Below are 3,587 nucleotides of genomic sequence, written 5' to 3'. Positions count from 1 at the left end.
GAATACCGTGAGCGCGAATTGTCATCCGGGGTAACTGGGTATATGTTTGGCTGACGAATCAAACTATGCTCTGCGAAAGGATTGCCGGATGGCCAAGCACACGCAGGTGATTCTCATCGACGACCTCGATGGTGGCGAGGCCAATGAGACGGTCACCTTCGCGATTGACGGCCTGCCATATGAGATTGACCTGAGCGACAGCAACGCCAAGAAGCTTCGGGAAGCCCTGGCGCCTTTCGTCTCCAGCGCCCGCAAGGGCGAAAGCGGGTCAGCACGAGGCCGTCGTCGTGGAAGCGGTGGGACCCAGCGGGCCATGACCCGGGAGAAGAGCGCGGAGATCCGCGCCTGGGCCAAGGCGAACAACCACCCGGTGAGCGAGCGCGGCCGGATTGCCGCCTCGATCGTCGAGGCCTACGACCTGGCGCACTAAGTCGCCGCTACTTCTTGATCGTGCGGTTATGCCGGTCGCCGGTTCTCTGACGGCTGGCATGACCGCATGATCTCGTTATCGGGTAATAAACGTCGTTCGCTTGCGGCGTATCGGGAACACCTAGCCCCCGATCGGTAGTTGGATGGAGGGTGAACGCCCTGCGCTCGGGGAACGTCTTCTCTCATAGAAGCGGTCACCGGGCCAGAGCTGGCATGCGGAACGACGGGGCCGGAGCATCCGGGCGCGTCCGACCGCTCTGTGAGGAGCGACGAGATGTTCGAAAGGTTCACCGACCGTGCGCGTCGGGTTGTCGTCCTGGCCCAAGAAGAGGCCCGGATGCTCAACCACAACTACATCGGTACTGAGCACATTCTTCTTGGCTTGATCCATGAAGGTGAAGGCGTTGCCGCCAAGGCTCTGGAGAGCCTGGGCATCAGTCTTGAAGGTGTGCGCCAGCAGGTCGAGGAGATCATCGGCCAGGGCCAGTCGGCGCCGTCGGGGCACATTCCCTTCACCCCACGGGCCAAGAAGGTCCTTGAGCTGTCGCTCCGTGAAGCCCTGCAGTTGGGTCACAACTACATCGGGACCGAGCACATTCTGCTCGGCCTCATCCGCGAGGGTGAGGGTGTGGCGGCCCAGGTGCTGGTGAAACTGGGCGCGGACCTGAACCGGGTGCGGCAGCAGGTCATTCAGTTGCTGCACGGTTACCAGGGCAAGGAGCCGGCGGCGGCGGGTGGCCCCCAGGAGGCCGCGCCGTCCACTTCGCTGGTGCTTGACCAGTTTGGCCGCAACCTGACCCAGGCGGCCCGGGAGGGCAAGCTGGACCCGGTGATCGGCCGGGAGAAGGAAATCGAGCGGGTCATGCAGGTGCTGTCCCGCCGTACCAAGAACAACCCCGTGCTGGTGGGCGAGCCCGGCGTCGGCAAGACCGCCGTCGTGGAAGGCCTGTCCCAGAAGATCGTCAAGGGCGAGGTGCCTGAGACGCTCAAGGACAAGCAGCTCTACACGCTTGACCTGGGCGCGCTGGTGGCGGGTTCCCGCTACCGAGGCGACTTCGAGGAGCGCCTGAAGAAGGTGCTCAAGGAGATCCGTACCCGCGGCGACATCATCCTGTTCATCGACGAGCTGCACACGCTCGTCGGCGCGGGCGCCGCCGAGGGCGCGATCGACGCCGCCAGCATCCTCAAGCCGATGCTGGCCCGCGGCGAACTGCAGACCATCGGCGCGACCACGCTCGACGAGTACCGCAAGCACCTGGAGAAGGACGCGGCGCTGGAGCGCCGGTTCCAGCCCATCCAGGTGGCCGAGCCGTCGCTGTCGCACACCATCGAGATCCTCAAGGGCCTGCGCGACCGGTATGAGGCGCACCACCGCGTCTCCATCACCGACGGCGCCCTGGTGGCCGCGGCCCAGCTGGCCGACCGGTACATCAGCGACAGGTTCCTGCCCGACAAGGCGATCGACCTCATCGACGAGGCCGGCTCCCGGATGCGCATCCGCCGGATGACCGCACCGCCGGACCTGCGCGAGTACGACGAGAAGATCGCGAACGTCCGGCGGGACAAGGAGTCCGCGATCGACGCGCAGGACTTCGAGAAGGCCGCCGCGCTGCGCGACCAGGAGAAGCAGCTCCAGATCAAGCGGGAGCGCCGGGAGAAGGAGTGGAAGGCCGGCGACATGGACGTCGTGGCCGAGGTCACCGAGGAGCTCATCGCCGAGGTGCTCGCGACCGCCACCGGCATCCCGGTCTTCAAGCTCACCGAGGAGGAGTCCCAGCGACTGCTCCGGATGGAAGACGAGCTGCACAAGCGGATCATCGGCCAGGACGACGCCATCAAGGGCCTGTCCCGCTCGATCCGCCGCACCCGCGCCGGTCTGAAGGACCCGCGCCGCCCCGGCGGCTCGTTCATCTTCGCCGGTCCGTCCGGTGTCGGTAAGACCGAGCTCTCCAAGGCGCTGGCCGAGTTCCTGTTCGGGGACGAGGACGCGCTGATCATGCTGGACATGTCGGAGTTCATGGAGAAGCACACCGTCTCCAGGCTGTTCGGCTCCCCGCCCGGCTACGTCGGTTACGAGGAGGGCGGCCAGCTCACCGAGAAGGTGCGGCGCAAGCCGTTCTCCGTGGTCCTGTTCGACGAGATCGAGAAGGCCCACCCCGACATCTTCAACTCGCTGCTCCAGATCCTGGAGGACGGTCGCCTGACCGACGCCCAGGGCCGGGTGGTCGACTTCAAGAACACCGTCATCATCATGACGACCAACCTCGGCACCCGGGACATCTCCAAGGGCATCGGGGTCGGGTTCGCGAAGAACAACGACGTCGAGGGCAACTACGACCGGATGAAGTCGAAGGTCCAGGAAGAGCTCAAGCAGCACTTCCGCCCCGAGTTCCTCAACCGCGTCGACGACACGGTCGTCTTCCACCAGCTCACCATGGGCGAGATCATCAAGATCGTCGACCTGATGCTGGACCAGGTGGACGCCCGCCTCAAGGACCGCGACATGGGCCTGGACCTGACCCCCGCCGCCAAGAAGCTCCTGGCGGACCGGGGCTACGACCCCGTCCTGGGCGCCCGCCCGCTGCGTCGGACCATCCAGCGGGAACTCGAGGACTCACTCTCCGAGAAAATCCTGTACGGGGAACTCCGCCCCGGCCAGATCGTCAAAATCGACATCGAAGGCGAAGGCGAGGCAGCCATCTTCACCTTCGTCGGCGAAAACAAGGCGCCCGTGGTGCCCGACTCCGCCGCGTCGATCGTGGAGACGATCCAAAAGTAGCGCCAGCCCCAAATTGAACCGCTAAAGCGCCCTCCGCCAGACCTATGGCGGAGGGCGCTTGGCGCGTCACGGGGTGGAGCGGTTCAATTGTCGCGGGCGGAGGGCCGGAGTGCGGGGGCTGTATATGGAATCCGGTAAGGAAGGCTGCTAATCGCGGGTGATCGCGCGAGGTGGGTGAAGGAGTGCGCATAAAGGTGGCGGTAAGCGCACATGGTGAAGCATCGGCGGAGCTCGGTGGTGAAGCGGGATTCCCGCTATCACACGGCTAAGCGGGGTTCCCGGGCATACGGCGAAGCCGGATTCCCACGCCACCATGGCGAAGCCGGATGTCCGCCAGGCCGACATCGGGGGCGGGCGGAGGCCCGCGTGGAACAAAGGG

Annotated in this window: 2 protein-coding genes; both read left to right on the top strand. The window is 65.4% G+C overall.

What is annotated here, in order from left to right; translation table 11 throughout:
• Positions 1-88 precede the first annotated feature (88 nt).
• Positions 89-430 (top strand): histone-like nucleoid-structuring protein Lsr2, encoded by a 342-nt coding sequence (locus Acor_RS41860; RefSeq protein ID WP_155342305.1) that lies wholly within the window; start codon positions 89-91, stop codon positions 428-430.
• Between the two features lie 273 nt (positions 431-703).
• Positions 704-3,208, top strand: a complete 2,505-nt coding sequence (locus Acor_RS41855; protein WP_155342304.1) for an ATP-dependent Clp protease ATP-binding subunit — start codon at positions 704-706, stop codon at positions 3,206-3,208.
• Positions 3,209-3,587 lie beyond the last annotated feature (379 nt).

The organism is Acrocarpospora corrugata, from assembly GCF_009687845.1.
GTDB classification, from domain to species: domain Bacteria; phylum Actinomycetota; class Actinomycetes; order Streptosporangiales; family Streptosporangiaceae; genus Acrocarpospora; species Acrocarpospora corrugata.
This window is presented reverse-complemented; position numbering and strand designations above follow the sequence as displayed.

Excerpts from the sequence above, each read along its gene's own strand:
- Acor_RS41860 (WP_155342305.1), top strand. The coding sequence starts at position 89 with ATGGCCAAGCACACGCAGGTGATTCTCATCGACGACCTCGATGGTGGC.
- Acor_RS41855 (WP_155342304.1), top strand. The coding sequence starts at position 704 with ATGTTCGAAAGGTTCACCGACCGTGCGCGTCGGGTTGTCGTCCTGGCC.